Consider the following 21,540-nt stretch of genomic DNA (forward strand, 5'->3'; position numbering starts at 1 on the left):
GGAGAAGGCGAAAGGGCGGGCGAGGCCCGTAGGCCATCCTCGGTTGGCGGAGCCGTTACGCTGGAGGCGTGGCAGTCGTCGATGTATCCGAAGAGCTCAAGTCCCTCTCCTCGACCATGGAGTCGATCGAGGCCGTTCTGGACCTCGACAAGCTGAGGGCAGACGTCGCCGTGCTCGAGGAGCAGGCGGCCGCGCCGTCCCTGTGGGACAACCCGGACGAGGCGCAGAAGATCACCAGCAAGCTGAGCCACCTGCAGGCCGAGGTCAGGAAGGCCGAGGCGCTGCGCGGGCGGATCGACGATCTCGCTGTGCTCTTCGAGATGGCCGACGAGGAGGACGACCCGGACACCCGTGCCGAGGCCGAGTCCGAGCTCGCCACCGTCAAGAAGGCGCTGGACGAGATGGAGGTCCGGACGCTGCTCAGCGGGGAGTACGACTCCCGCGAGGCGCTCGTGAACATCCGCGCCGAGGCGGGCGGTGTCGACGCCGCCGACTTCGCCGAGAAGCTGCAGCGCATGTACCTGCGGTGGGCGGAGCAGAAGGGCTACAAGACCGAGCTCATCGAGACGTCGTACGCGGAAGAGGCCGGCATCAAGTCGACCACCTTCGCCGTGCAGGTGCCGTACGCCTACGGAACCCTCTCGGTGGAGCAGGGCACGCACCGGCTGGTGCGGATCTCGCCCTACGACAACCAGGGCCGCCGCCAGACCTCCTTCGCCGGTGTCGAGGTGCTCCCCGTGGTCGAGCAGACCGACCACATCGAGATCGACGAGTCCGAGCTGCGCGTGGACGTGTACCGGTCGTCCGGCCCCGGCGGCCAGGGCGTGAACACCACCGACTCCGCGGTGCGCCTGACCCACATCCCCACCGGCATCGTCGTCTCCTGCCAGAACGAGCGGTCGCAGATCCAGAACAAGGCCACCGCGATGAACGTCCTCCAGGCCAAGCTGCTGGAGCGGCGCCGGCAGGAGGAGCAGGCCAAGATGGACGCCCTCAAGGGCGACGGCGGCAACTCCTGGGGCAACCAGATGCGTTCCTACGTCCTGCACCCGTACCAGATGGTCAAGGACCTGCGGACCGAGTACGAGGTGGGCAACCCCGAGGCCGTGTTCAACGGCGAGATCGACGGGTTCCTGGAGGCCGGAATTCGCTGGCGCAAGCAGCAGGAGAAGTAAATTTGTCGACTTGCCCATGGTGAGTCGGACGACCCCGAACTGCCGCCCCCGTGGCGGCAGTTCTCTTTTTTCCCGCGCCGTGCACGGCAGTTGTCTGGGTTTTACATCACACTCACACGCTTCAACTCCGTGCATTGGGTGCGCAACTGGACATCGCGTACGCAACGGCCTTGACGTTGCTTTGAAAAATGGGAAGGGTGAAGAGTGGCATGCGTATCTCTGGGGCGCATGTGAACCGGGGGCCCTCCGCAATCGCAGCTGTCTCCGTCGAGCACGGCCCCAGCGCCGCCAACCTGACATTCAGCTACTGGGGGTAGCAACCAGATGACCAAGAAGACGCGGATCCGGGTCGCGCGGATAGCCGCCGGCGTCGTGATCGCCGCCGGTGCTTCGCTGACGGCCGCCGGTGCGGCCTCCGCCCTCTCCATCGGCGTCGAGGCCGACGAGAGCGGCCTCACCGCGACCGTCAGCACCGCCGATGACCCGACGGACGACCCGACCGAGATCCCGACGACCTCGGCCGAGCCGACCGAGACGGCGACCGGCGAGCCGACTCAGGAGCCCTCGGAGTCGAGCGAGCCGAGCGACGAGCCCACCCAGCCGACCGATGAGCCCACCGAGCCCACGGACGAGCCCACCAGCGACACCCCGACCGACGGCAGCACCAGCACCAGTGGTACCGGCACCACCGGTGGCAACAACAACACCGGCACCGACGGCAACTCGGGCACCTCGGCGCAGGAGGAGGGCTCCTCCTCCCTCACCGACACCGGTTCGGGTTCGAACACCGAGGCCCAGGGCGGCGGCGACCAGCTCGCCGAGACCGGTGCCGCGCAGACGACCTTCCTGATCGTCGGCGCCGCCACCATGATCGCCGGTGGCATCGGCTTCCGCATCCTGCCGCGCCTCATGAGCGGCCGCGGCGGCGCTGCCGCCTGACGGTAGCCGCCCGCCCACGGAGCGTGTGCGCAGTATGGAAGAAGGGCCCGGAGCTTTCGCTCCGGGCCCTTCTTCTCGCTCTTGTGTGCTTCCTACGCCGTCTGGTGCGCCGCCAGCAGCGCCACCGCGGCGATCAGCACCGCCAGCAGCGCGATCAGCGCCATCGGGTTCAGGCCGCCCAGGAAGTTCTCCTGCTGAAGGCGCTCGCGGTTGGCCCGGCACACAGGGCACCGGCCCTCGCTCACAGGCGCCGCGCAGTTCGCGCACACCAACCGGTCGTACGTCATGCGCTCGCCCTCCTTGCACCGGCCACTACCCCGACAACGCTCTGCGGAACGAGAACGTTCCCCTCCCACTGTGCCAGGTTCCCCCGGAAAGAGCGCGGCCGTCCACCGACCTCGCCCCGGCACTCCGAGGGCGCCACCCCGGAACAAAAGCGCACAAGCCTCACCCAACCGTGACCGGCGCCTGCGCTTCCTCACCGGACTCGCGTATGGTCACGCTCATCTACCCCCGGCGACCCGTGGTGCATCCGTGATCCGATTCGACAATGTCTCCAAGGTCTACCCCAAGCAGACCCACCCCGCACTCAGGGATGTCTCCCTGGAAGTGGAGAAGGGTGAGTTCGTCTTCCTCGTGGGGTCCTCCGGCTCCGGCAAGTCCACCTTCCTGCGGCTGGTCCTCCGCGAGGAGCGGTGCAGCCACGGCCAGGTGCACGTCCTCGGCAAGGACCTCGCCCGTCTCTCCAACTGGAAGGTGCCGCAGATGCGCCGCCAGCTCGGGACGGTCTTCCAGGACTTCCGCCTGCTGCCCAACAAGACGGTCGCCGAGAACGTGGCCTTCGCGCAGGAGGTCATCGGCAAGTCCAAGGGCGAGATCCGCAAGTCCGTGCCCCAGGTGCTCGACCTCGTCGGGCTCGGCGGCAAGGAGGACCGCAGGCCCGGCGAGCTCTCCGGCGGTGAGCAGCAGCGCGTGGCCATCGCGCGCGCCTTCGTGAACCGGCCCAAGCTGCTGATCGCGGACGAGCCCACCGGCAACCTCGACCCGCAGACCTCGGTCGGCATCATGAAGCTGCTGGACCGCATCAACCGGACCGGCACCACCGTGATCATGGCCACCCACGACCAGAACATCGTCGACCAGATGCGCAAGCGCGTCATCGAGCTGGAGAAGGGCCGACTCGTCCGCGACCAGGCCCGCGGCGTCTACGGCTACCAGCACTGACGGAAAGGCATAACCGGACGCCATGCGTGCCTCGTTCGTAATGTCGGAGATCGGAGTCGGTCTCCGCCGCAATCTGACGATGACCTTCGCGGTCGTCGTCTCGGTCGCCCTGTCCCTGGCGCTCTTCGGCGGCTCGCTCCTCATGAGCGACCAGGTCAACACCATGAAGGGCTACTGGTACGACAAGGTCAACGTCTCGATCTTCCTCTGCAACAAGAGCGACGCCGAGTCGGACCCCAACTGCGCCAAGGGCGCGGTGACCGAGGACCAGAAGAAGCAGATCCAGGCCGACCTCGGCAAGATGTCGGTGGTCGAGAAGGTCACGTACGAGTCCCAGGACGAGGCGTACAAGCACTACAAGGAGCAGTTCGGCGACTCGCCGCTCGCCGACTCCCTCACGCCGGACCAGATGCAGGAGTCGTACCGGATCAAGCTCAAGGACCCGGAGAAGTACCAGGTCGTGGCGACCGCCTTCGACGGCCGGGACGGCGTCCAGTCCGTCCAGGACCAGAAGGGCATCCTCGACAACCTCTTCGGCCTGCTCAACGGCATGAACTGGGCGGCCCGCATGGTCATGGCGCTGATGCTGGTGGTCGCGCTGATGCTGATCGTCAACACCGTGCGCGTCTCCGCGTTCAGCCGTAGGCGCGAGACCGGCATCATGCGCCTGGTCGGCGCCTCCGGTTTCTACATCCAGGCCCCGTTCATCGCGGAGGCCGCCGTCGCCGGCCTGATCGGCGGCACGGTCGCCTGCGGATTCCTGGTGGTCGCCCGCTACTTCATCATCGACCACGGCCTGGACCTGTCCCACAAGCTGAATCTGATCAACTTCATCGGCTGGGACGCGGTGCTGACCAAGCTCCCGCTCATCCTCGCAACGAGCCTGCTGATGCCCGCGCTTGCGGCGTTCTTCGCGCTGCGCAAGTACCTGAAGGTGTGACGCATGCCAAGAGGGCCGTACGGGCAACCGCCCGTACGGCCCTCTTGCCTTGTCCTAGACTCACCGGCATGTCAGGCCGAGAGCTGTTCTGTCAGCCCCGCCGGGTTCGCCGGGGGGCGGCTCTGACGTTGGTGTTCGCAGGGCTGTTGGTGACCGGGGCGGCCACCGGGGCGTTTCCCGACCCCGGGCAGTCCGACCGGAAGACACCCACCGGAGCCGCGCGTTCGGCCGACGGGCACGAGGACGTCGCCAAGGCCGCGGCCGACGCGATGGCCGACGGCAAGTCCCCCATGGAGGCCGCCGAACGGGCCGTGAGCCGCAGCGGGGACCGGTGGGCCGCGGTCTACTCCGAGGGCGAGTACCAGGAGTTCGAGGAAGCGCTCGACGGCCAGTACACGGGCGTCGGGCTGTGGGCCCGGCGGACGGCCGGCGGGCGGATCGACGTGACCAAGGTGCAGGCCGGCTCGCCCGCGGCCGAGGCGGGCATCAGGAAGGGCGACCGGCTGCGCAGCGTCGACGGCGAGGACGTCGACGGGCGGCCCGTCACCGACGTCGTCTCGTTACTGCGCGGTGACGCCACCGACGCCCGCGCCGGTACGACCGTCACCCTCGGTCTCGAACGCGGCACGCGCGCGTGGAGCGAGACCCTGCGCCGGGCGCTGCTGTCCACCGACTCGGTGAGCGTGCGCAAGCTGGCCGCCGGTATCACCGTCATCAGGATCTCCGCCTTCACCCGGGGCTCCGGGGAGCTGGTCCGCACCGCCGTACGGCAGGCGCCCGTCGACGCCGGCATCGTCCTCGACCTGCGGGGCAACTCCGGCGGCCTGGTCAGTGAGGCCGTCACCGCCGCCTCCGCCTTCCTCGACGGCGGCCTGGTCGCCACCTACGACGTCGACGGCGCCCAGCGCTCCCTGCACGCCGAGTCCGGCGGCGACACCGCGAGACCCCTGGTCGCGCTGGTCGACGGCGGCACGATGAGCGCGGCCGAGATGCTCACCGGTGCCCTCCAGGACCGCGGCCGCGCGGTCGTCCTCGGCTCCCGCACCTTCGGCAAGGGCTCCATCCAGATGCCCACCCGCCTCCCCGACGGCTCGGTCGCCGAGCTCACCGTCGGCCACTACCGCACCCCCTCGGGCCACACCGTCGACGGCCGGGGCATCACCCCCGACCTGGACGTGTCCTCCGGGGCGCTGGAGCGGGCGGAGACGGTCCTGAGCGGCCTGGGCGATCCGTCGTAGGGGCGGCCGCGGAAGCCGCTGCTAATCCGCTTCCCCCGCACCCCCTCCGTAGTGCGAAAATGGAGAGCACTATGGCCAAGGGAATGTACGTACCGAAAGAGTCCCAGCAGAAACAGCAGGGGACGGCCGCCAAAGCCAGGGACGGCGAGAAGGGCGGCAAGCGCAAGATCGTCGCGCAGAACAAGAAGGCGCGGCACGACTACGCGATCGTCGACACCTACGAGGCCGGCATCGTGCTGTTCGGCACCGAGGTGAAGTCGCTGCGTGAGGGACGGAGCTCGCTGACCGACGGCTTCGTCCAGATCGACCGGGGTGAGGCGTGGCTGCACAACGCCCACATCCCCGAGTACCACCAGGGCAGCTGGACCAACCACTCCGCGCGCCGCAAGCGCAAGCTGCTGCTGCACCGGGAGGAGATCGACAAGCTGGAGGTCAAGTCCCAGGAGACCGGCCACACGATCGTGCCGCTCGCGCTGTACTTCAAGGACGGCCGCGCCAAGGCCGAGATCGCGCTCGCGCGAGGCAAGAAGGAGTACGACAAGCGGCAGACCCTGCGGGAGCAGCAGGACCGGCGGGAGTCGGACCGCGCGATCGCGGCGGCCAAGCGCAGGCAGCGGGGCGCGTAGGGCGGAACACCGCCGGAATACGGTGGCCACGTCGCTCGTTGTTCACGTACGATGGCACTGCACCTCACAGCGGGTGCGCACCCTCCTCGGAGGGGTTTGAAAAAACAACATGGGGATGATCGGTTTCGACAGCGGCTGTCGAAGCAGGGGAAGCGTGTCGAGGAAGCGGCAATGATCTCGTTAACCATATGTCGCAACCAATAATCGCCAATTCCAAGAGCGATTCCCGCGCCTTCGCCCTCGCTGCCTAATAAGCAGTGAGTGAAGGCCCTAACGGGTGTCAGACCGGGGATGTTCCCGACCCGGACCCTGGCATAATCTAGGGGACTAAACCATCCGGCCCGGTCACGGGGTCGGATGGGAAATCAAACAGTGACTGGGCCCGTCGGCGACTTGTTCGCGTGATTGCCGGGGCCGAGAAAATCACAGCGAACTGCACACGGAGAAGCCCTGATTCCGCACCGTTGGACGCGGGTTCGATTCCCGCCATCTCCACTCATCCCATGTGGGCACAGGCCCCGGAGCTCCTCGACGGAGCACCGGGGCCTTTGTCATGCCGTCGGGGCCGGTGATCCTCAGGCCAGCCGCGGAGCCGTGCTCGCGCGTTCGGTCAGGCGGGGTGCCAGCAGCGTCGCGTCCGGCGCGTCCTCGTCCCCGTCCAGCTTCCGCATCAGCAACTCCGCCGCTCGCTCGCCGAGTTCCGTGGCCGGCAGGGCCACCGAGGTGACCGGGACGCGCAGGCCCGCCGCCAGTTCGTCCGGGCAGATCGCGGTGATGGACAGGTCGGTGGGGACGCGGAGGCCGAGGTGTTCGAAGGCGTCGATCAGGGGCTCCAGGGCGGCCTCGTTGTGGACGACGACGCCTGTCAACGCCGGTTGTTCGCGCAGGAGTTGCTCGGCGATACGGCGCGCTCCCGCCGGGGTCGCCGCGCAGGGGTGGACGGAGGACGCCATGCCGTTGCGGTGGGCGGCGGCCGTGAAGCCCTGGACGACGCGCTGGGCGAAGGCGGTCTCGCGGACGTACACCTCGGGCGGTGAGCCGACCAGTGCGACCACCCGGTGTCCGAGTCCCGCCAGCCGTTCCACGCACAGCTCACCGGCCGCCTTGAAGTCCAGGTCGACGCAGGTCAGGCCGGTCGCGTCAGAAGGAAAACCGATCAGTACCGACGGTCGTTCCAGGGCGCGCAGGAGGGGGAGGCGGGGGTCGTGGAGCTGGACGTCCATCACGATCAGGGCGTCGACGAGTGCCGTGTCGGCGACCCGGTGCAGGCCCTCCTCGCCCTCCTCCTGGGTGAGGAGGAGCACGTCGTGGTCGTAGCGGCGGGCCGTGGTCACCACGGACACCGCGAACTGCATCACCACCGGGACGTGGATGCCGGCGCGCAGCGGGATCACCAGGGCGAGGACGTTGGAGCGGCTGCTGGCGAGGGCACGGGCGCCGGCGTGCGGGCGGTAGCCCAGTTCGCGGATGGACGCCTGGATACGGCGCCGGGTCTCGTCGGAGATGGGGCGCTTGCCGCTGAGCGCGTAGGAGACGGTGCTGGGGGAGACCCCGGCGTGCCGGGCCACGTCGGTGATCTTCACCATCAGCCCAGCTCCAGGGAGAGGAACCCGGTGCCGGCCGCCGCCCGCGCCGTTCGCTCTCCGGCCGCCAGTGCCCAGGGCGCCGCCGGGTCGCTGCACGAGGCCCGCAGGGTGTCCCCCTCGCGTACGACGGTGAAGGTGACGTCCCCGACCGGGACCGTGACCTGCGCGCCCCGGTCGAGACCGAACGCCCGCAGGGTCACCCCGTCGGCGTGGTCGTAGTCGGGGCGGTCGGCCACCGCGCCGACCGGGATCACCGCGCCGGGACGGACCAGGAGCGGCACGCTGAGGAAGTCGTGCTGCTCGCGGACCCAGCCGGGGCCGGTGACCGTCCGGCCGGTCAGGAAGTGGGTCCAGGTGCCTCGCGGACAGTAATATGTGACATACCCCCCGTCATCGAACACCGGCGCCACCAGCACATCCGCCCCCAGCATGTACTGCCGCTCCACATGCGCGCACCCCGGATCGTCCGGGAACTCCAGCACCATCGCCCGCATCACCGGCACCCCCTCCGCCGAGGCGGTGCGCGCGGCCTCGTACAGGTAGGGCATCAGGCTCAGCTTCAGCCGCGTGAAGTGCCGCAGCACGTCCACGGCCTCCTCGTCGAACAGCCAGGGCACCCGGTACGACGACGAGCCGTGCAGTCGGCTGTGCGAGGAGAGCAGCCCGAAGGCCAGCCACCGCTTGAACAGCGCCGGGGTCGGGGTGCCCTCGAAGCCGCCGATGTCATGGCTCCAGTAGCCGAAGCCGGACAGGCCGAGCGAGAGCCCGCCGCGCAGCGACTCGGCCATCGACTCGTAGGTGGCCTCGCAGTCGCCGCCCCAGTGCACCGGGAACTTCTGGCTCCCGGCCGTCGCCGACCGCGCGAAGACGACCGCCTCCGCCTCCCCCCGGTGCTTGCGCAGCACCTCGAAGACGGTCCGGTTGTACAGGTACGTGTAGTAGTTGTGCATCCGCTCCGGGTCCGAGCCGTCGGACCAGACCACGTCCACCGGGACGCGCTCCCCGAAGTCGGTCTTGAAGCAGTCGACCCCCTGGGCCAGCAGTGCCTCCAGCTTGGCCGCGTACCAGTCGCGCGCCGCCGGGGACGTGAAGTCCACCAGCGCCATCCCCGGCTGCCACAGATCCCACTGCCACACGCTCCCGTCCGGTCGCCGCAGCAGGTGTCCCAGCTCCTTCCCCTCGGCGAACAGCGGCGACCGCTGTGCGATGTACGGGTTGATCCACACGCACACCCGCAGCCCGCGCTCGTGCAGCCGCCCCAGCATCCCCTCCGGGTCCGGGAACACCCGCGGATCCCACCGGAAGTCGCACCAGTTGAACTCCCGCATCCAGAAGCAGTCGAAGTGGAAGACGGAGAGCGGGAGTTCGCGCTCCCGCATGCCGTCGATGAAGGAGGTCACCGTCTTCTCGTCGTAGGAGGTGGTGAAGGACGTGGAGAGCCACAGGCCGAAGGACCAGGCGGGCGGGAGGGCCGGGCGGCCGGTCAGGGCCGTGTACTTGCGCAGGATGTCCTTGGGGGTCGGGCCGTGGATGACGTAGTACGTCAGCTGCTGCGACTCCACGCTGAACTGGACCCGCGACACCGCCTCCGAGCCGACCTCGAACGACACCTTCCCCGGATGGTCGACGAAGACGCCGTAGCCCGCGTCCGTGAGGTAGAAGGGGACGTTCTTGTAGGCCTGTTCGGTGGCCGTGCCGCCGTCGGCGTTCCAGATGTCGACGACCTGGCCGTTCTTGACCAGCGGGCCGAAGCGTTCGCCGAGGCCGTAGACCGAGGTGCCGACCCCGAGGCCCAGCTGCTCCCGCAGATAGTGGGCGCCCGTCGCCGCGTCCCGCATGATGCCCATGCCCTTGGGGCCGCTGGAGGTGAGGACGCGGCCGCCGGAGAGGAAGTCCAGCCGCCAGGGGGCCGTACGGCTCAGCCGCAGGGTCAGCGAGCCGGAGGTCAGGGTCGCGTACTCGTCGTCGTACGACACCTGGGACGCGAGGTCCTCCTTCGCGAGCTCGAAGTGCGGGCCGCGCGGCTGCTCGCCCTCGAAGTGGGTGAAGGTGACGCCGATGACGTCGGGCATCGGGGTGTGCGCGCTGATCGTCAGGACCGGTCCCTTCAGCAGGTCGCCGCGGTGGCGGATGGGCTGGGTCGGCGCGTGGATCTCCAGGGCGCCCGCCACGGCGGTGACGTCGAGGATCTCGACCGGGTGGGCCGCGGTGACGCCTTCGCGCAGCAGCCAGTAGCCGTCGGTGAACTTCACTCACGTACCTCCTATTTGACGGCGCCCACGGCGATGCCCCGGGTGAGCGTGCGTTGGAAGACGAGGAAGAAGACGATGGCCGGGAGGACGCCGAGCAGGGCGGCCGCGTTGGTCATCGTGGCGTCCATCAGGCGCTGGCCCTGGAGGACGCCGAGGGCGACGGACACCGTCTGGTTGTCGTTCGAGACGAGCATGACCAGCGGGAGCAGGAACTCGTTCCAGGTCCAGATGAAGAAGAAGACCAGGAGCACGCCGAGGGTCGGGCGGCTGACCGGGACGACGATCCGGACCAGGATCTGCCACTTGTTCGCGCCGTCGATCCGGGCCGCCTCGACGATCTCGCGCGGGAACTGCCCGAGGACCGAGGAGAGCAGATAGGTGCCGAACGCCGACTGGATCACCGTGAACACGATGATCACGCTGAGCCGGGTGTCGTAGAGGCCGGCCTGCTTGCTCAGGTAGTAGAGCGGGTAGACCAGCGCCTCCTGCGGCACCATGTTGGCGAGCACGAAGAAGGCCAGCACCCAGGTGCGGCCCCGGATCCGGCCGATACCGATCGCGTAGGCGTTGAGGACGGACAGGGCGGTGGCGAGAACGGCCACCGAGCCGCTGATGAGGGTGGAGTTGACCAGCTTCTGGGTGTAGTCGACGCGTTGCCAGAAGTCCTTGAGGCCGTCCAGGTAGAGGCCGTGGGGGAGGCTCAGCGGGCCGTGCCGGGAGTACTCCGACGGGGACTTGACCGCGTTCACTGTCACGATCAGGAACGGCACGATCATGAAGAGGGCGGCGAGGCAGAGGGCCACGAGGACGGGGTAGCGGCGCAGGGCGGTGGTCATGCGTCCTCCGTGCGGCTCTGCAGCCTCAGGCCGAGCACGGCCAGCGCCAGGATGATCACCGTGAGGACGGTGGAGATCGCCGAGCCGTAGCCGACCTGGGTCTTCTCGAAGAACGTGGTGAAGGAGAAGTAGGAGGGGACGTCGGTGGCGCCGCCCGGGCCGCCCTTCGTCAGCACGTACACCGCGCCGAAGACCTTCAGCGCGGCGATCGTGCACCAGGTCAGGACGACGTACACCTCCGGGCGGAGCTGCGGCAGCGTGATGTGCCGGAAACGGCGCCACCAGCCGGCGCCGTCCAGCTCGGCCGCCTCGTACAGCTGGGGGTCGACGCGGCCGAGCCCGGCCATGAAGACGACCAGCGGGAAGCCGAGTTGGACCCAGACGAGGACGCCCATGACCGTGTAGAGGGCGAGGTCCGGGTCGCCGAGCCAGTCCTGCTGCCAGGTGCCGAGACCGATCGCCTTCAGGAGGGCGTTGAGGGAGCCGTCGTCCGGGGCGAGGATCCAGCTCCAGACGATGCCGGCGACCGCGACCGGCAGCACCTGGGGGAGGTAGAAGCAGGCGCGCAGGACGGCCGCGATCCGGGTGCCGAAGTGCTTGCCGACGTAGTCGAACAGGGCCGCGGCCAGCACCAGTCCGAGCGCGGTCGGCAGCACCGCCATCGCGACGACCATGAAGAGGCTGTGCCGGAACGACGCCCAGAACTCCGTGTCGTGCAGCAGCTCCCGGTAGTTGGCGAGCCCGGCCCAGTGCGGGCTCCCCACGCCCTGCCAGTCGGTGAGGCTCACGCCCGTGTTCATCAGGAACGGGACGATCACGACCGCGAGGAAGGCGAGGGCGCCGGGGAGGAGGAAGAGGGCGTACGAGTCCCGGCGCACCCTCACTTGGTGCCCTTGTCGTACGCCGTCTGGAGGTTGCTCAGGTAGGCGTCCGGTTTCTCGCTGCCGGTGATCAGCTTCTGGGTCTCGGAGACGAGGGTGTCGTAGAAGCCGGCGACCGGCCAGTCCGGGTAGAAGGCCAGGCCGTCGCGGGCGCTGAGGGTGTTGAAGTCGGCGATCAGCTTCTTGGACTTGGGGTCGGTGACGGCGGCCGGGTCGGCGGCGACCGGGACTCCGCCCTTGTTGCCGAGCAGGTCCTGGATCTTCTTCGACATGGTGATGTCGATGAAGTCGTAGGCGAGGTCCTTGTTCTCGGAGTTCTTCGGTACGACCCAGAGGTTGCCGCCGGAGCCGAGGGTGAGGTTCGAGCCCGGCCACAGGAAGCTGCCCCAGTCGGACTTCGCCTCCGACTGGAAGCGGCCGTACCACCAGCTGCCGGAGAACAGGATCGGCGCCTTGCCCTGGATGAAGGAGACCCCGGCCTGTTCGGCGGTCGTACCGGAGGACGTCTTCGCGAGGTAGCCCTTCTTCACCCAGTCGGCGAAGGTGTCGGCCGCGTACGTCCAGGCGCTGTCGTGGAAGTCGACCTTGCCCTGGTACAGCTCGTACTTGTCGACCCACGAGCGGTCGGCCTTGGAGAGCGCGAGCTGGTACAGGTACTGCTGGGCCAGGTACTCGGAGCCCGCGTTCGCCAGCGGTGTGACCTTGTGCTCGACGAACGTGTCCATCGCCGCGGTGAGGTCGTCGAACGTCTTCGGCTCGGCGATCCCGTACTTCTTGAACAGGTCCTTGTTGTAGTAGACCATCGTATATTCGGCGTAGTTGGGCACTCCGTACCACTTGCCGGAGCCCATCACGCCGTCGGCGTCGTACTGGCTGGTGGTGCGTACGCCCGCGCTGAGCTTCTTGTCCCAGCCGCGCCGGGCCGCCTCGGCGGTCAGGTCGGTGAGGAGTCCCTGCTTGGAGAGGAGTCCCGCCGTCGCGTTGCCCTTGTTGTACTCCATGAGGTCGGGCGCGTCGGAGGAGTTGAGGACCATCTGCGCGGTCTTCTGGATCTGCTCGAAGCTCTTCTCCTCGTACTTCACCTTGACGCCCGGATGGGTCGTCTCGAACTCCTTGATGGCCTCGTTCCAGGCGATGCCCATCGCGCTGTTGGGGGCCTCGTAGTGCCACAGCCGCAGTGTCTTCGCGTCGGACGTGCTGCCGCCCGAGCCGCCGCAGGAGGTGAGGAGCAGTGATCCGGCGAGGATCACCGCCGCGGTCGCCGTTCGCCTTCGTGCCGTCAACATCCAGTGCCTCCCAGGGAGTCGGATGGATGGTGCTCGTCCGGCGTCGAATGAGTTCGATGCCGGACGTCGAAGCGCTTCGACGCAGGAAGGTAGGTGCGGGCTGTGAGATCGTCAATGGGTCCGGCGGGAATTGCCGGAAGCGATTCGACTGAGGGCGCCGACCAGAAGGGCGGTGCCGGCCGCCGCGACCGGCGTGGTGAACGCGGCCGTCGGCGAGAGGTGCTCGGCCGCCCAGCCGCCGAGCGCGGAGCCGCAGGCGATGCCGGTCAGCAGGGCGGTCACGACCAGGCTCATCCCCTCGTTGAGCCGGTCCGCGGGCGTGCGGTCCTGGACCAGCGTCATCGCGGTCACCATGGTCGGGGCGGTCGCCGTCCCGGCCGCGAGCAGCGCGGGGGCGAGCGCCCAGAGGCTGTCGAGGGTGCGGGCGGCGAGCAGGGGGAGGGACATCAGGGCGGCCATCGCCAGCAGGCAGACCGGCAGCCGACGCTCGGCCGGTCCCGCCGGCCTGAGGGCGCCGTACACCAGCCCCGCCGCGCAGGAGCCGGCCGCCTGCAGGGCGAGGACGGCACCCGCCGCCGAACGGTGGCCCTGCGCGTCGGCGTAGGCGATCGTGACGACCTCCATCGAGCCGAACACCGCGCCGGTCGCGACGAAGCAGGCGAGCAGGGGCAGCAGGGAGGGGACGCGCAGCGGTGTTCTCGCGGTGCCCGTCGCGGTCCCGGGCGGGGGCTCGGTGGCCCGCTGGGCGGTGAACAGCAGCATGCCGGCGAGCAGCAGGACCGCGCCGGCCAGGGTGCCGGCCTCCGGGAAGAACGTGCCGGTCAGGAAGGACGCCAGGACCGGGCCGAGCATGAAGCACAGCTCGTCGGCGGCCTGTTCGAAGGAGTTCGCGGTGTGCAGGGCGTCCGGGTCCTCGCGCAGCAGGTGGGCCCAGCGGGCCCGGGACATCCCGCCGAGGTTGGGGGTGGAGGCGGTGGCCGCGTAGGCCGCGAACAGGGTCCAGTCCGGGGCGTCGTAGCGCACGCAGAGCAGCAGGGCGAGGCTGCCGAGCACGGCGGCGAGCGTGGCGGGCACGGCCACCCTGGCCTGCCCGTACCGGTCGACGAGCCGCGCGATCCACGGCCCGGTCACCCCCGTGGCGGCGAGTCCGGTCGCGGTGACCGCGCCGGCGAGGGCGTACGAGCCCCGCGCACCGGCGATCATCACGACCGCGCTGATGCTGAACATGCCCATGGGGAGGCGGGCCAGCAGGTTCCCGGCGGTGAAGGCGCGGGTGCCGGGGAGGGCGAAGAGACGGCGGTAGGGGCCGGGCGGGCGGCGCGGGTGACGTGGGCGGTCGTGGCTGCCGTCGGCGTTGCGGTTGTGGCTGTCGTCGGTGTTGCGGTCGCGGTGGCGGTCGGGTGCGCGGTCGTGGTGGCGGCTGGGTGCGCGGTCGTGGTGGCGGTCGTGGTCGCGGCCGTGGTGGCGGGGGGTGAAGTCGACGGCGACGAGGGAGTCGGCGGTGACGGTGTAGAGCGTCTGCTGGGGCGTCGGTTCGGTCGGTTGCGGCATGGGCACCACCGTCGCCCGGAGCCGATCAGGGGGTCCAACACCTGCTCGGCGCCGATTCACGCACTCCGGTTGTGAGTTCGCCGAGACGCCGGCCGGTTCGTCCGGTCAGCCGGTACCGGGTCACGCGGTACGCGACCACCCGGCTACTTCGGGCTGAAGGTGAGCACCGGGGTGTAGTCGGATCCGGCGTTGAACTCCAGCTGTTGGGTGCCCGTCGGTGCGCCGATCCCGCTGAGCGGCAGCGTCCAGGTCTGCGTCGAACCGCTGACCGTGTACTTCGGGCGGGTCTCGGTCTCGGTCCAGGACCAGTCGGTCCCCCGGCTCCGGTAGAGGCTGCCGTTCTCGATCATGTAGTCGGCGCCGAGGGTCGAGGGCGACGGATAGGGGAGCCGGTAGCCGGTCGTCCTGTCGCCGTCGGTGTTGAAGAAGGCGTGGTAGAAGGGCTGCGAGCGGTGGAACGTGACGCGGAGGGTGAGGGTCCCGGACGACACGCAGACGCTGTAGTCGGTGAGAGCGCCCGAGCCCTTGGCGGAGACGCAGGAGGAGCCGCCGTCGCCGCCCGCCCCGGTCCGTGCCGTGCCGGTGTCCTTGGCCGAGTCGGCGGACGGCGTGGCCTGCGCGGTGGCTCGGCCGTCCTCGGCCGATCCCGTGGCCGACGATGGTGACGACGCGCCGGTGGCATCCGTGGACGGTGACGCGGACCGCGAGGCGGACGGCGACACGGACGCCGGGGGCGGACCGAGCAGGCTCGGCGTGCTGTCGTACGGTCCGGCGGTGCCCGCTGTGCCCGGCATGGCATCGGGCTTCGCACTCGACCGCCGCGTGTCGTCGCCACCGGCGCGGCCGACGAGGAAGGCGCCTGCGATCAGCGCGACCACGACCACCGCGGCCCCGGCCAGGAGCGCCGCCCGGGGTAACCGGGCGCCTGTTGTACGCGTGCCTGTTGTACGCGTGCCTGTTGTACGCGTGCCTGCCGTACTCGGGTCCGCCGTACCCGTGTCCGTCCGGTCCGGCCGCGTACCGGCGGCCTCGCGGCTCGGCGCGCTCTCGGCCACGAACGCGGCCGCCGTCGCGGACATGGGGACCCTGGTGGCGTCGGATCGGGCCTTGGGTGCCGAATCGCCCTCGGGTCCGGAGCTCGCCGCGGTGTGGGAGGCGGACGCCGCGGCGATGGCCGACGGACCCTTCGGCCGCCGGGGCAGCGGGGACTGCACTGTTCTCGGGTCCTTCCGGAAGGCGGTGGCGAACGCCTCCGGCGGCGCCAGGGCGCCGATAGTACTGGTGCCGGATATGGATCCGGGCGGACCGCGTTGTCGCATTGTTGTCAGGCGGGTTCGTCGAGCAGGCGGTCGAGCAGGCCGCCGAGTGGCCCGGGGGAAGCCTCGGGTGCCGTCGGGTACCGGTAGGTTCGCCCGATGCCCGCTTCTCCCGTTCACCTGGACCCTCGGCTTCTCCGCGTCTTCGTGACGGTCGCCGAGGAACTGCACTTCACCCGAGCCGCCGCCCGGCTGTACGTCGCCCAGCAGGCGCTCAGCCGTGATGTACGGCGACTGGAGCGGGAGTTGGGCGCCGAGCTGCTCGTCCGGACCACCCGGCAGGTCGCCCTGACCGCCGACGGGGCCCGGCTGCTGCCGTACGCCCGCCGGGTGCTTGCCGCCCAGGACGCGCTGCTCGCCGCGTTCGGGCAGGCCCGGCCGCTGCTGGTGGACCTCAACTCGCCGGGCCTGGAGACCGGCCGCCGGGTGCTGTACCGCGCCCGCGAACTCGCCCCCGACGGCGAGCTGATGGCCCGCTACGAGAGCGGGCTCACCGGAGCGGCCGCCGAACTGCTCGCCGGGCGGCTCGACGCGTCCTTCGGACGGTTCGCGGGACTGGATCCGGCGCTGCGCTCCGGGCTCGAACACCAGCCCGTGCGATTCGAACCCATGGCCGTAATTCTCCCCTCCGATCATCGGCTCGCGGCGCTGGAATCGGTGCCGCTGGCCGCGCTGGCGGGCGAGACGGTCTACGCCGGTGCCGGGAACGAACGCACCCTCGAATGGACTGACCTGGCCTTTCACCTGTTCGAAGGGCGAGGTATCGCGGTCGCGCCACCGGCGCCGCTGGCCGTCGGGGAGGAGGAGTTCCAGCGACTCATGGCCAAGACCCGGAATCCGATCCTCGCGGTAGTGGGTTTTCCGGCCATACCTGGGACGGTCTCGCGCCCCTTGATCGCTCCGGTGCCGTTGTCGCCCGTGTCGCTCGTGTGGCGAAAGGGGCTGGTCCATCCGGGAGTGGACGCGTTGCGGCGGGCGGCCGCCGAACTCGGGCGGGCGGAAGGGTGGCTTCAGCGGCCGGCCGACGGATGGATTCCGGCCAGTGATCAAGAGGTGATGGACGACCGCAAATGACACATCGAGAACACGGCATCCCCGCGTGCGCTAGCTTCATGGCCCCGAGCACGGAGAGCTGGAAGGGGGCGCTCGGACCCGGGTGGGGGCCTGGTTCCGACGACGTGTGCTCGGGTTCGTCAACGCGCCCGGAACAGTCCCGTGGGGGGATGTACGCGCGTGAAAAGTTGGCGAGAAGAAACCCAACCGGAGTTGCCCCAGGTGGTCCTGGACGCCCGGGATGTACCGATGGCCGGGGGAGACGACCCGGAGCCACCCGCTCCGGACCCTGACGGCGCCGAGCCGACCGAGCTGCTGCCGGTCGGCTTGTTACGGGACCCGTGGGGTGGTGGGGGCGGCGGTGACAGCGGCGGCGGTGGAGCCGGTGCCGGTGGTGCCGGTGGTGCCGGTGGTGCCGGTGGCGGTGGTGGCGGTGGTGCCGGTGGCGGTGGTGGAGCCGGTGGCCGTGGCGGTGAGCCGGTCGAGGCTCCCGCGCAGGACCCCGGTGGGACTCCGGCCGCTCCGCACGACGGGCCCCCGGCCCCCGTGCACGACCCCGCCGAGGTGACCGTCCAGAACGAGGTCGGGGCGGTGCGGATCCGGCCCGGTGCGGCGGACGGCTCCGACGCGCCGGTGTTCGTCGACGCGTCCGGGCGTCGTAGCCGTCGGTTCCGCCGGCTCGGGATGGCCGTCGCCCTCGCCTGCGCGGTGTACGCGGTCGTCATCGTCGTCACCCTGCTGTCCGGGAGTTCCGACGCGCCCTGGCTGCCGGTGCCCGGGCAGGACGCCGACAAGCCGGCCGGCCAGGTCCACGACTCCCCGCGGCCCGGGCGCTCCGGCCGGTCCGCGGACGACGGCTCCTCGGTGGCCGGCCCGGTCGCCGGCGCCGGTACGACCCCGACGGCCGGCGGCTCCTCCCGGGCGACGGGCACCGGAGGGCCGGCGGTCCGGCCGAGCCCCTCCTCGGACGTGCGGCCGACGGCGTCGGCCGGGGGCACCGCGGGCGCCGTGGCCTCGCCGCAGCCCGGGTCGTCGTCCGGGTCCGCCCCGCCGTCCTCGGCGGCGCCCTCCCCGGACACCCCGGCCTCGCCCGCGTCCTCGCCCCCGGCCTCGCCCAGCGAGTCGGCCGCCCCGACCGGCGGCCCGGTCGCCGAGGGCGCGGCCCCGCGCACCGCGGCCGGCGCCGGCCCGTCCGCCGCCCCCGTCCTGTGATGGCGCCCCGCTCCCACCGCCAGGAGCCCGCCGCCACGGCCCGCGCCGGCGGTTCCCGGCGCCGCCGCCTGCCCGTGCGCCTTCCGACGGGCCTCCCGACGCGCCTCCCGATGCGGCTGGCCCTGCCCGTGCTGGTGCTCGTCGCCGTGATGGCGATGCTGATGCTGCGCGGCTACGTGCACAGCGAGATCCTCGCCGACCACCGCGTCCGCCCCGAGGCCGCCACCGACAAGGTCCCCGAGAAGATCCTCGACGGCGGTCCGGTCATCGACACGCGGGGCGGCCGTACGACGTCACTGCGCATCCCCGACCGCCACCTGGTCCTCACCTTCGACGACGGCCCCGACCCGACCTGGACCCCGAAGGTCCTGGACGTCCTGAAGAAGCACCACGCGCACGCCGTCTTCTTCGTCACCGGCACCATGACCTCCCGCTATCCGCAGCTGGTCCGGCGCATGGTGGCCGAGGGCCACGAGGTCGGGGTGCACACCTTCAGCCACCCCGACCTGTCGTACCAGTCGAAGAAGCGGATCGACTGGGAGCTGTCCCAGACCCAGCTGGCGATCACCGGCGCGGCCGGCATCCGTACCTCCCTCTTCCGGCCGCCGTACTCCTCCTTCGCCGACGCGATGGACGACCGTTCCTGGCCGGTGACCGAGTACATCGGCAGCCGCGGCTACATCACCGTCGTCAACGACACGGACAGCGAGGACTGGCGCAAGCCCGGCGTCGGGCAGATCATCCGCAACGCGACCCCGCGCGGCGGCAAGGGCGCGATCGTGCTGATGCACGACTCGGGCGGCGACCGCCACCAGACGGTCGAGGCCCTGGACGAGTTCCTGCCCCGGCTGGAGCGGCAGGGCTACACGTTCGACAACCTCACCGAGGCCCTGAACGCACCGAGCGCGCACACCCCGGTCACCGGCTCCGACCTGTGGCAGGGCCGGGCCTGGATCCTCCTGGTCCAGGCGGCGGACGGCGTCACGGATGTGCTGGTGGTCGCCCTCGCGGTGATCGGGGCGTCGGTGCTCGCCCGGTTCGCCCTGATGCTGCTGCTCTCCTTCGCGCACACCCGCAGGGTCCGCCGCAAGGGCTTCCGCTGGGGTCCGCCGGTGACCGAACCGGTCTCGGTGCTCGTCCCCGCGTACAACGAGGCCAAGTGCATAGAGAACACGGTCCGTTCACTGAGCGCGGGCGAGCACCCGATCGAGATCCTCGTCGTCGACGACGGCTCGACGGACGGCACCGCCCGGATCGTGGAGGACCTCGGCCTGCCGGACGTCCGGGTGATCCGCCAGGTGAACGCGGGCAAGCCCGCCGCCCTCAACCGGGGCCTGCTGAACGCCCGTCACGACATCGTCGTGATGATGGACGGCGACACGGTCTTCGAACCGGCCACCGTACGGGAGCTGGTCCAGCCCTTCGGCGACCCGCGTGTGGGCGCGGTGGCCGGCAACGCGAAGGTCGGCAACCGGGACTCGCTGATCGGCGCCTGGCAGCACATCGAGTACGTGATGGGCTTCAACCTGGACCGCCGGATGTACGACGTCCTGCGCTGCATGCCCACCATCCCCGGCGCGGTCGGCGCGTTCCGCCGCAGCGCCCTCGAACAGGTCGGCGGGATGAGCGAGGACACCCTCGCCGAGGACACGGACATCACGATGGCGATCCACCGGCACGGCTGGCGGGTGGTGTACGCGGAGCGGGCCAAGGCCTGGACCGAGGCCCCGGAGTCCGTCTCCCAGCTCTGGTCCCAGCGCTACCGCTGGTCGTACGGCACGATGCAGGCGATCTGGAAACACCGCGGGGCGCTGCTGGACCGGGGCCCGTCGGGCCGCTTCGGCAGGGTGGGCCTGCCACTGGTCTCGCTGTTCATGGTGGTCGCCCCGCTGCTGGCACCCCTGATCGACGCGTTCCTCCTCTACGGCATCCTCTTCGGCCCCACCCGGCAGACGATCGGGGCCTGGCTGGGCGTACTGGCCGTCCAGGCGGTCTGCGCGGCCTACGCCTTCCGGCTGGACCGCGAACGCATGACCCACCTCATCTCCCTCCCGCTCCAGCAGATCCTCTACCGCCAGCTCATGTACGTCGTCCTGCTCCAGTCCTGGATCACGGCCCTCACCGGCGGCCGGCTGCGCTGGCAGAAGCTGCGGCGCACGGGTGTGGTCGAGGCACCGGGCGGGGCGGCGGGCGGGACGGCGGCCGGTCAGGGGAGGCGGGCGGCATGACACAGACAGAGGCCGCGACGACGGCTGCCGCGGGGCGCCGACCGGGCCGGGACCGCTACCTCGACCTCCTCCGCTCCCTCGCCCTGCTCCGCGTGGTGGTCTACCACCTCTTCGGCTGGCCCTGGCTGACCGTCCTCTTCCCCTCCATGGGCGTGATGTTCGCGCTGGCGGGCGCACTGATGGCGCGCAGCCTGAACCGCCCGGCGGCGAGCGTGATCCGAGGACGGCTGCGGAGGCTGCTGCCGCCGCTGTGGCTGTTCGGCGCGGTGCTGCTGACCCTGATGGTGGTGGCCGGCTGGAACCCGCTGCGCGATCCCGATCTGGGCGGCGGCTGGACCGGCTGGGGGCAGTTGCTCGACTACGTCGTCCCGGTCGGCGCCCCGCCCTACCCCGAACACCTGGGCTCGGCGTCGGGCCTGCTGGACGACACCTGGGCGGAACAGGCGGCGGGCCCCCTGTGGTACCTGCGCGCCTACCTCTGGTTCGTCCTGCTCTCCCCGCTGCTGCTCCGGGCGTTCCGCCGGGCACCCCTGCCGACGGTCCTGGCCCCCCTCGCCCTGACCGCGGTCGTCGGCACGGGCCTGATCACGATCCCCGGCGAAACCGGCAACGCGGTCACGGACTTCGCGGTCTACGGCGGCTGCTGGCTCCTGGGCTTCGCCCACCACGAAGGCGTCCTGGCGAAGGTCCCGCGCTACGCGGCGGTCTCGCTCTCCTGCCTGGTGATGGCGGTCGGCCTGTGGTGGGCGTCGGGCCACCAGGGCCCCGACGGCTGGGACCTCAACGACATCCCCCTGGCCCAGGCCTGCTGGTCCTTCGGCGCGGTCGTGCTGCTGCTCCAGTACGCCCCGTCCTGGACGGAGCTGCCCGGCCGCCTCCGCCGCTGGGACCGGCTCGTCACCCTCTCCAACAACCGCGCGGTGACGATCTACCTCTGGCACAACATGCTCATCATGGCCACGGTCCCCATCATCGACCAGGCCTACAACCTGCCTTTCATGGAGTCCGACCGCGCGGCCGGCTGGCTGGACTCGACCTACGGCCTCTGGATGTTCGTCGTCGTCTGGCCGCTCATCGCACTCGCCATCCTTGCCTTCGGCTGGATCGAGGACGCGGCAGCGGGCCGCACCCCCCGACTGTGGCCGTCCGGAACCCCGCGACCCCCCGGCTCCGGCTCCCGCCGCCGGACCTGACGGC

19 protein-coding genes and 1 other RNA gene are annotated in these 21,540 nt (G+C 70.5%); 11 read left to right on the forward strand and 9 right to left on the reverse strand.

Annotated features, from left to right (window positions below):
• Window positions 1-68: 68 nt before the first annotated feature.
• Window positions 69-1,175 (forward strand): peptide chain release factor 2, encoded by a 1,107-nt coding sequence (prfB, locus tag ACIPSJ_RS00205; protein WP_359220990.1) that lies wholly within the window; start codon window positions 69-71, stop codon window positions 1,173-1,175.
• Between the two features lie 324 nt (window positions 1,176-1,499).
• On the forward strand, window positions 1,500-2,114 hold the full coding sequence (locus ACIPSJ_RS00210; RefSeq protein WP_359220988.1) for a hypothetical protein: 615 nt from the start codon (window positions 1,500-1,502) through the stop codon (window positions 2,112-2,114).
• Window positions 2,115-2,206: 92 nt separating this feature from the next.
• On the opposite strand, the gene ACIPSJ_RS00215 is transcribed toward ACIPSJ_RS00210, so the two are convergent.
• The gene (locus ACIPSJ_RS00215; RefSeq protein WP_365692849.1) at window positions 2,207-2,401 is read right to left on the reverse strand and encodes a hypothetical protein; all 195 of its coding nucleotides are present in this window, start codon (window positions 2,399-2,401) and stop codon (window positions 2,207-2,209) included.
• 247 nt (window positions 2,402-2,648) lie between these two features.
• Here ACIPSJ_RS00215 and ftsE point away from each other — a divergent pair, with 247 nt between their 5' ends.
• The 5 genes from ftsE (at window position 2,649) to ssrA (ending at window position 6,640) form a co-directional block, all read left to right on the forward strand.
• Window positions 2,649-3,338 (forward strand): cell division ATP-binding protein FtsE, encoded by a 690-nt coding sequence (ftsE, locus tag ACIPSJ_RS00220; protein WP_359220984.1) that lies wholly within the window; start codon window positions 2,649-2,651, stop codon window positions 3,336-3,338.
• Between the two features lie 22 nt (window positions 3,339-3,360).
• Window positions 3,361-4,278 carry a permease-like cell division protein FtsX gene (gene ftsX / locus ACIPSJ_RS00225; protein WP_355717202.1) on the forward strand — a complete coding sequence of 306 codons (918 nt, stop codon included), beginning with the start codon at window positions 3,361-3,363 and terminating at the stop codon, window positions 4,276-4,278.
• Between the two features lie 68 nt (window positions 4,279-4,346).
• Window positions 4,347-5,516 (forward strand): S41 family peptidase, encoded by a 1,170-nt coding sequence (locus ACIPSJ_RS00230; RefSeq protein WP_401342296.1) that lies wholly within the window; start codon window positions 4,347-4,349, stop codon window positions 5,514-5,516.
• A gap of 83 nt (window positions 5,517-5,599) precedes the next feature.
• Window positions 5,600-6,142, forward strand: coding sequence for an SsrA-binding protein SmpB (smpB, locus tag ACIPSJ_RS00235; protein WP_355717281.1), 543 nt, complete (start codon window positions 5,600-5,602; stop codon window positions 6,140-6,142).
• 111 nt (window positions 6,143-6,253) lie between these two features.
• Window positions 6,254-6,640, forward strand: a transfer-messenger RNA (tmRNA) gene (gene ssrA, locus ACIPSJ_RS00240).
• A gap of 77 nt (window positions 6,641-6,717) precedes the next feature.
• On the opposite strand, the gene ACIPSJ_RS00245 is transcribed toward ssrA, so the two are convergent.
• From ACIPSJ_RS00245 to ACIPSJ_RS00275, 7 genes are all read right to left on the reverse strand, one after another.
• The gene (locus ACIPSJ_RS00245; protein ID WP_401342298.1) at window positions 6,718-7,728 is read right to left on the reverse strand and encodes a LacI family DNA-binding transcriptional regulator; all 1,011 of its coding nucleotides are present in this window, start codon (window positions 7,726-7,728) and stop codon (window positions 6,718-6,720) included.
• Window positions 7,728-9,980: an alpha-xylosidase gene (gene yicI / locus ACIPSJ_RS00250; protein ID WP_401342300.1), complete on the reverse strand. Its 2,253-nt coding sequence runs from the start codon at window positions 9,978-9,980 to the stop codon at window positions 7,728-7,730. The genes ACIPSJ_RS00245 and yicI overlap by 1 nt, the downstream gene beginning before the upstream one ends.
• Window positions 9,981-9,991: 11 nt before the next feature.
• The gene (locus ACIPSJ_RS00255; RefSeq protein ID WP_401342301.1) at window positions 9,992-10,816 is read right to left on the reverse strand and encodes a carbohydrate ABC transporter permease; all 825 of its coding nucleotides are present in this window, start codon (window positions 10,814-10,816) and stop codon (window positions 9,992-9,994) included.
• A complete protein-coding gene (locus ACIPSJ_RS00260) occupies window positions 10,813-11,700 on the reverse strand; it encodes a carbohydrate ABC transporter permease (RefSeq protein WP_401342303.1) in 888 nt (295 codons plus the stop codon). The genes ACIPSJ_RS00255 and ACIPSJ_RS00260 overlap by 4 nt, the downstream gene beginning before the upstream one ends.
• Window positions 11,697-12,983 carry an ABC transporter substrate-binding protein gene (locus ACIPSJ_RS00265; RefSeq protein WP_401342305.1) on the reverse strand — a complete coding sequence of 429 codons (1,287 nt, stop codon included), beginning with the start codon at window positions 12,981-12,983 and terminating at the stop codon, window positions 11,697-11,699. Before ACIPSJ_RS00265 ends, ACIPSJ_RS00260 begins: the two co-directional genes overlap by 4 nt.
• 111 nt (window positions 12,984-13,094) lie before the next feature.
• On the reverse strand, window positions 13,095-14,534 hold the full coding sequence (locus ACIPSJ_RS00270) for an MFS transporter (RefSeq protein ID WP_401342306.1): 1,440 nt from the start codon (window positions 14,532-14,534) through the stop codon (window positions 13,095-13,097).
• Window positions 14,535-14,677: 143 nt separating this feature from the next.
• Complete coding sequence (locus tag ACIPSJ_RS00275; RefSeq protein ID WP_401342308.1) at window positions 14,678-15,328, reverse strand: hypothetical protein; 651 nt, start codon at window positions 15,326-15,328, stop codon at window positions 14,678-14,680.
• Between the two features lie 621 nt (window positions 15,329-15,949).
• Here ACIPSJ_RS00275 and ACIPSJ_RS00280 point away from each other — a divergent pair.
• Window positions 15,950-16,924, forward strand: coding sequence for a LysR family transcriptional regulator (locus ACIPSJ_RS00280; RefSeq protein WP_355717222.1), 975 nt, complete (start codon window positions 15,950-15,952; stop codon window positions 16,922-16,924).
• 309 nt (window positions 16,925-17,233) lie between these two features.
• On the opposite strand, the gene ACIPSJ_RS00285 is transcribed toward ACIPSJ_RS00280, so the two are convergent.
• A complete protein-coding gene (locus ACIPSJ_RS00285; RefSeq protein WP_401342311.1) occupies window positions 17,234-17,431 on the reverse strand; it encodes a hypothetical protein in 198 nt (65 codons plus the stop codon).
• A gap of 18 nt (window positions 17,432-17,449) precedes the next feature.
• On the opposite strand from ACIPSJ_RS00285, the gene ACIPSJ_RS00290 reads away from it, so the two are divergent.
• Genes ACIPSJ_RS00290 through ACIPSJ_RS00300 form a run of 3 tightly spaced genes read left to right on the forward strand, consistent with a single transcriptional unit; the run spans window position 17,450 to window position 21,536 of the window.
• On the forward strand, window positions 17,450-18,115 hold the full coding sequence (locus tag ACIPSJ_RS00290) for a hypothetical protein (protein ID WP_401342313.1): 666 nt from the start codon (window positions 17,450-17,452) through the stop codon (window positions 18,113-18,115).
• Window positions 18,115-20,343 (forward strand): bifunctional polysaccharide deacetylase/glycosyltransferase family 2 protein, encoded by a 2,229-nt coding sequence (locus tag ACIPSJ_RS00295; RefSeq protein ID WP_401342315.1) that lies wholly within the window; start codon window positions 18,115-18,117, stop codon window positions 20,341-20,343. The genes ACIPSJ_RS00290 and ACIPSJ_RS00295 overlap by 1 nt, the downstream gene beginning before the upstream one ends.
• Entirely contained in the window at window positions 20,340-21,536 is a 1,197-nt protein-coding gene (locus tag ACIPSJ_RS00300; RefSeq protein ID WP_401342317.1) for an acyltransferase, read from the forward strand. The genes ACIPSJ_RS00295 and ACIPSJ_RS00300 overlap by 4 nt, the downstream gene beginning before the upstream one ends.
• Window positions 21,537-21,540: the final 4 nt, after the last annotated feature.

This window comes from Streptomyces sp. NPDC090088, assembly GCF_044747345.1.
Lineage (GTDB): Bacteria > Actinomycetota > Actinomycetes > Streptomycetales > Streptomycetaceae > Streptomyces.